Source organism: Bradyrhizobium sp. P2_E8 (genome assembly GCF_056403875.1).
In genome coordinates this window covers 1-6,907 of sequence record NZ_JBFUES010000351.1, presented here as the reverse complement: position 1 = coordinate 6,907, position 6,907 = coordinate 1, and the positions used below count along the sequence as shown (strand labels likewise).

The following is a 6,907-nucleotide window of genomic DNA, read 5'->3' as shown; positions in this document are numbered from 1 at the left end:
CCACCTACGCCGACCTCGACCGGCAGAGCGACCGCTTCGCGGCGCTGTTGCAGGCCAAGGGCGTGCGCAAGGGCGATCGCGTCGCCGTCTTCCTGCCGAACTGCCCGCAATTCCACATCGTGTTCTTCGGCATCCTGAAGCTCGGCGCGGTCCATGTCCCCGTCAGTCCGCTGTCGCGCGCGTTCGAGCTGTCCTACGAGCTGAACGACACCGAGGCCGATGTGATCGTGGCGCTGGACCAGCTCATCCCCGTCGTCGAGCAGGTGCGGGGCGAGGTGCGGCTGCGCGAGATCATCGTCACCAGCTTTGCCGATGTCGTGCCGGCATCGCCCGCATTTCCCGCACCGGACTCGATCCGCGCGCCGCGCATCGCAGTCGCAGGCGCGACCGATCTGCTGCCGGCGCTTGCCGCGCTGCCCGCGCCTGCGCCGCTGCCGCCGCCCGGCCTCGACGAGGTCGCCGCGCTGAACTACACCGGCGGCACCACCGGCATGCCGAAGGGCTGCGTCCATACCCATCGCGACATGGTCTACACCGCCGCCGCCAATTACGGCATCTCGGTCCTGTCGGACGAGAGCAGCGTGTTCCTGTCGTTCTTTCCGGAGTTCTGGATCGCGGGTGAGAACCTTGGCCTGATCTTCCCGCTGTTTTCCGGCGCGACGCTGGTGCTGCTGGCGCGCTGGGACGCCGTCGGCGCGATGGCCGCGATCGACAAGTACAAGGTCACGATCACCGCGATGCCGGTCGACGGCGCGGTGGAGCTGATGGACCATCCGCGCTGGAGCGAGTTCGACCTGTCCTCCTTGAAGCAGGTGCGTGTCGTCTCCTTCGTCAAGAAGCTCAACGCGGGCTATCGCAGGCGCTGGAAGGATCTCACCGGCACGATCCTGATGGAGGCGGCCTGGGGCATGACCGAGACCCACACCTCCAACACCTTCACATCAGGCTTTCAGGACGACGATTTCGATCTCAACAATCAGCCGATCTTCGTCGGCCTGCCCGTCCCCGGCGCCGAGTTCAAGATCACCGATTTCGAGACCGGCGCGCTGCTGCCGCTCGGTGCCGAAGGCGAGATCCGGGTGCGGACGCCGTCGCTACTCAAGAGCTACTGGAACAAGCCGGAGGCGACAGCGGAGTCGCTCGTTGACGGCTGGCTGCGCACCGGCGACATCGGCAGCATCGACAAGGACGGCTTCCTGCACTTCCTCGGCCGCCGCAAGGAGATGCTGAAGGTCAAGGGCATGAGCGTTTTCCCGCCGGAGATCGAGGCGCTGCTGGGACAGCATCCGAAAGTGCTGGGCTCGGGCGTGGTCGGACGCGACGATCCCGACAAGGGGCAGRTGCCGGTGGCCTATATCCAGCTCAAGCCGGAGGCGGTGGGTACCATCTCGGCGGAGAGCCTGCGCGCCTGGTGCGCCGAGCGCATGGCCGTCTACAAGGTCCCGGAGATCCGCATCATTGCAGCCCTGCCCCTGACGGCGACGGGTAAGGTGAAGAAGCAGGACCTCGATCCAAATCTGCCTGCCGAAGTCTGAGTGAGAGACATCATGTCGTTCAAGAAACTCCTGATCGCCAATCGCGGCGAGATCGCCATCCGCATCGCGCGCGCGGCGGCCGATGCCGGCATCGCGACGGTTGCGATCCACCCAGCGGACGACGCGCTGTCGCTGCATGTGCGTGTCGCCGACGAGGCGGTCGAAATCCCCGGCCGCGGCGCGCGGGCCTATCTCGACATCGAGGCGGTGGTGACGGCGGCGAAGGGTGCYGGCTGCGATGCGGTGCATCCCGGCTATGGCTTCCTCAGCGAGAACGCGGCGTTCGCCAGGGCTTGCGGCGGCGCGAGCATTGTTTTCGTCGGGCCGAAGGTCGCGGCGCTCGAGCTGTTCGGCGACAAGGTCGCGGCGCGGCAATTGGCAAAGCGCTGCGGCGTGCCGATCATCGCCGGCACCAGCGGACCGTCGTCGCTCGAGGAGATCACGGCGTTCTTCACGTCGCTTGGCAGCAACGCGGCGATCGTGATCAAGGCGATGGCCGGCGGCGGTGGCCGCGGCATGCGCGTGGTCGAGAGCGCGGCCGACCTCGCGGAAGCCTATGCGCGCTGCCAGTCCGAGGCCAAGGCTGCGTTCGGCTTCGACGGCGTCTATGCCGAGCGGCTGATCCGCCAGGCGCGCCATATCGAGGTGCAGATCATCGGCGACCGCCACGGCGCGATCTCTCATCTTTGGGAACGCGAATGCACCATCCAGCGCCGGCACCAGAAGCTGATCGAGGTGGCGCCGAGCCCGTCGCTGAGCGAGCCCTTGCGTGGTCGCATCATCGAGGCGGCGAAGCAACTCGCGACCGCCGCGGCTTACGACAATCTCGGTACCTTCGAGTTCCTGGTCGACGGCACGGCGGAGGACAGCTTTGCCTTCATCGAGGCCAATCCGCGGCTCCAGGTCGAACACACCGTGACGGAAGCGGTGCTCGGCCTCGACCTCGTCCGCGCCCAGCTTGCGGTCGCCGCAGGCAGCACGCTGGCCTCGCTCGACCTTGCGCAAGGATCGATCCCGAAGCCGCGCGGCTACGCCATGCAGCTCCGCGTCAACATGGAGACGCTGGACGAGACAGGCGCGACGCATCCGACCGGCGGCGTGCTCGCCGTGTTCGAGCCGCCGTCGGGGCCCGGCGTCCGCGTCGATAGCTTTGGTTATGCGGGCTACAAGACCAGCGCGGCCTTCGACTCGCTGCTCGCAAAGGTCATCGTGCATACGCCGGGCGAGGCCTGGCATGACGTGGTCGCCAAGGCTTCGCGCGCCTTGCGAGAATTCCGGATCGACGGCGTCGTCACCAACATCGCCTTTCTCCAGGCGGTACTCGCGCATCCCGATTTCAGGACCAATCGCATCGCGACCGATTTCATCGACCGCAACATTGCGAAGCTCGTCGAGGCGGCCGATGGTGCGGCCAAGCCGCTCTACTTTGCCGCGACCGAGCGAAGCGGCGTTCACGGCACCGAGGCCCAAGTCGTGCAGGTCGTGCCTGAAGGCACGGTGATGGTCGCGGCACCCTTGCAGGGAACCATCGTCACCATCCAGGTGAAGGAAGGCGAGGTCGTGCGCCCCGGCCAGCAGCTCGCCGTGATCGAGTCCATGAAGATGGAACATCTCGTCATGGYCGAGCAGGGCGGCCGCGTGATGAAGCTCGTCGCCGGCGACGGCGTCACGCTGATGCATGGCGAACCGATCATGTATATCGAGCCGCTCGACGTCGCGGCCGATCATTCCGCGGCGGAGACCGATGTCGATCTCGACCATATCCGCCCCGACCTCGCCGAGCTGATCGCGCGACAGGCCAACACGTTCGATGCGAACCGGCCGGCCTCGGTCGAGCGGCGCCGCAACACCAATCAGCGCACCGCGCGCGAGAATGTCACCCAACTCGTCGACGACGGCTCCTTCATGGAGTACGGCAGCCTCGCGATTGCGGCGCAGCGCCGCCGGCGCAAGCTCGATGATCTCATCAAGAACACGCCGGCCGACGGCCTCGTGATGGGCGTTGCGACCGTCAATGCGGAGCATTTCGGCCCGGAGGGCGCGCGCTGCATCGTCGTGGCCTACGACTACACCGTGCTCGCGGGCACGCAGGGCCACATGAACCACAAGAAGATCGACCGCATGCTGACATTGGCGGAAGATTGGCGCGTGCCGCTGGTGTTCTACGCCGAGGGCGGCGGTGGCCGGCCCGGCGACACCGACCGGCTCGGCATGACAGGTCTCGACGGCCCGTCCTTCGTGCAGTTCGCAAGGCTCTCCGGCCTTGTGCCTGTGATCGGCGTCGTCTCCGGCTATTGCTTTGCCGGCAATGCCGCGATGCTCGGCTGCTGCGACGTGATCATCGCGACCAAGAACGCCTCGATCGGCATGGGCGGCCCCGCCATGATCGAGGGCGGTGGTCTCGGCGTCTATCATCCGGCCGAGGTCGGCCCGGTCTCGTTCCAGTCGCCGAACGGCGTGATCGACATCCTCGTCGAGGACGAGGAGGAGGCGACGTCCGTTGCGCAGAAATACCTGTCCTATTTCCAGGGCGCGGTGACGGAGTGGCAAGCCGCCGACCAGCGCCTGCTCCGCCGCGCCATCCCCGAGAACCGCCTGCGCGTCTACGACATTCGCAGCGTGATCGATCTCGTCGCCGACAAGGATTCCGTGCTGGAGCTGCGCCGCGACTACGGCGTCGGCATGATCACCGCGCTGATCCGCATCGAAGGCAAGCCGTTCGGCCTGATCGCCAACAACCCGCGCCATCTCGGCGGCGCCATCGATGCCGATGCCGGCGACAAGGCTGCGCGCTTCCTCCAGCTGTGCGACGCCTTCGATCTGCCGATCGTCTCGCTCTGCGACACGCCCGGCTTCATGGTCGGTCCGGAAGCGGAGAAGACCGCGATCGTGCGCCACGTCTCGCGCATGTTCGTGACCGGCGCTAGCCTCACCGTGCCGCTGTTCGGCATCGTGCTGCGCAAGGGCTATGGGCTGGGCGCGCAGTCGATGATCGGCGGCGGCTTCCATGCCTCGTTCTTCACCGCGGCCTGGCCGACGGGCGAATTCGGCGGCATGGGCCTCGAAGGCTATGTCCGCCTCGGCTTCCGCAAGGAGATGGAGGCGATCGCCGATCCCGAAGAGCGCGAGACCTATTACCGCAACAAGGTCGCCGAGCTCTACGCCAACGGCAAGGCTGTCTCGATCGCATCCGTGTTCGAGATCGACAACGTCATCGACCCCGCGGAGACGCGGCGTTGGATCATGGCGGGGCTTAGGTCAGTGCCGAAGCCCGAGCCGAGGACGACGAAGAAGCGGCCCTGTATCGATACGTGGTGAGGGCGGTGCAGCAATTTTTGATTGCGCTCCGCCTTTCCGGTTCCCGATTGACATCCCCACCCGTGCTGCCAGACTTTGCACAATAATACAGGGTGGAGACGTCCGCGATGGCCAGCCTTTCGGCCTCGAACCATGTCGCCCGTGTCTTGTCCGTCGCCAATCACGTGGCCGACGTCGATGCCTCTTCGCGGATTGCCAATTCCTGGCGGYGCTGCCTGATCGGCCACAAGCTCGATCCCGCCCGCCAGGGCCCGCCGCAGACGCTTACCGAGGCAGAGATCCGGCAGGTCGCCGAGCCGATGGAGGAGACGATCCGGCTCGCAACGCCCGAGCTCGACGACCTCGCCCGCGTGCTGCGCGACGCCGGCTACTGCGTGAATCTGGCCGATGTAAACGCGACCATGCTGTTCAGCCGGCTTCCGGGCGAAGCCGATGCCAGGATGTTTCTGGACTGGAAGATCTACACCGGCTCGAACTTCGCCGAGACTTGTGAGGGCACCAACGGGCTCGGCACCGCACTCGCCGAGCAGAAGCCGATCCTGGTGCATCGCGACGAGCATTTTCGTGCGCAGTGGCACATGTTCTCCTGCGCCGTGGCGCCGCTGTTCGACCAGGCCGGGCGGCTCGCCGGTGCCATCAACATCACCTCCTGCCGCGAGGATCTCGAACGCGCCGCGCATCAGCTCGCGCTCGCGGTGACCATGGAGGCGACGCGGCGGATGGAGGGCGCGATCTTCCGCGGCCATTTCCGCAACGCCTGGATCGCGACGGTGCCGGGTGACGGCGGCAGCGGCCTGCTCGCCTATGACGACGACCGCCGCATCGTCGGCGCCTGTCGTTCCGCGCGTGCGCTGCTCGGCCTCACCGACGGCATGATCGCATCGGGTATCGACCTGTCGCGTTACATCAAGTTCGATCATCACGGCGCGCGCAGTGCGGACGATGTTGTTGACCTGCGCCGCGCCGATGGCAGTCCGTTGGGCCAGGGCCATGTCGCTCCGCCGCTGCGCGCGAGATCACACGCTCCGCGCCGCGATGCGCCTGTCGATCGCTTCGATGCTCTGAGCCGGCTCGCCGGCCGCGATCCCGGCCTGATCAGAAGCGTGAAGCGGCTCCGGAGCATCGGCGATCACAATCTGCCGGTGCTGCTGCATGGCGAGACCGGCGTCGGCAAGGACGTGTTCGCGCGCGCCATTCACGCCGCCAGCAACCGCGCGCGCAACCACTACGTCGCGCTGAACTGCGCGGCGATGCCGGAGAGCCTGATCGATGCCGAACTGTTCGGCTACGAGGCCGGGGCCTTCACCGGCGCGCGGCGCGAGGGCTCGAAGGGCCTGATCGTGCAGGCCGACGGCGGCACGCTGTTCCTCGACGAGATCGGCGACATGCCGATCGCGCTGCAGACGCGCCTCTTGCGCGTGCTGGAAAACCGCGAGGTCTGGCCGCTCGGCGCGCTCAAGCCGGTGCCGGTCGACATCCGCCTGATCAGCGCCACCCATCGCGATCTCGCCCGCATGGCGGAGGAGGGCGCCTTCCGCGCCGATCTCTATTTTCGTCTCCGCGGCATGGAGGTGAAGCTGCCGAGCTTGCGCGAACGCGCCGACCGCGACGACATCATTCGCCAGATCGCACGCGAGGAAGCGCCCAATTGCCGCCTGTCGGACGAAGCCTGGGCGTTGCTCTCGGCCTATCACTATCCCGGCAACATGCGCCAGCTCCGACATGTGCTGCGGCTTGCCGGCTGCACCGCGGAGAACGGCGTCATCGCCGATGCCGATCTCGATCTGCCGCCGTTCGGCGGCCGTGCGGCGGAACCGGACCTCGCTGCGGCCGAGCGCGCGACGATCGTCGAGGCGCTGCGCAAGCACGGCGGCCGCGTGACAGAAGCGGCGCGTGCGCTGAAGCTCAGCCGCGCCACGCTGTATCGCAAGATCAAGCAGCTGAAGATCGAGACCGCGCAGTAGCGTCGAGGAGCGAGTCCCAGGCTTCGCCTCTCCCCGCTTGCGGGGAGAGGCCGACGCGCGAAGCGCGGCGGGTGAGGGGGACTCTCCGCG

Annotated in this window: 3 protein-coding genes; all 3 read left to right on the top strand. The window is 67.1% G+C overall.

What is annotated here, in order from left to right; translation table 11 throughout:
* Window positions 1-1,535 (top strand): AMP-binding protein (locus AC1D00_RS20015; RefSeq protein ID WP_477011849.1); only part of this gene is annotated, 1,535 nt, incomplete at its 5' end.
* 12 nt (window positions 1,536-1,547) lie between these two features.
* Window positions 1,548-4,853: an acetyl-CoA carboxylase family protein gene (locus tag AC1D00_RS20010; protein WP_477011848.1), complete on the top strand. Its 3,306-nt coding sequence runs from the start codon at window positions 1,548-1,550 to the stop codon at window positions 4,851-4,853.
* 107 nt (window positions 4,854-4,960) lie between these two features.
* Window positions 4,961-6,817, top strand: coding sequence for a sigma-54-dependent Fis family transcriptional regulator (locus AC1D00_RS20005; RefSeq protein WP_477011847.1), 1,857 nt, complete (start codon window positions 4,961-4,963; stop codon window positions 6,815-6,817).
* The last annotated feature ends 90 nt before the right edge of the window (window positions 6,818-6,907 follow it).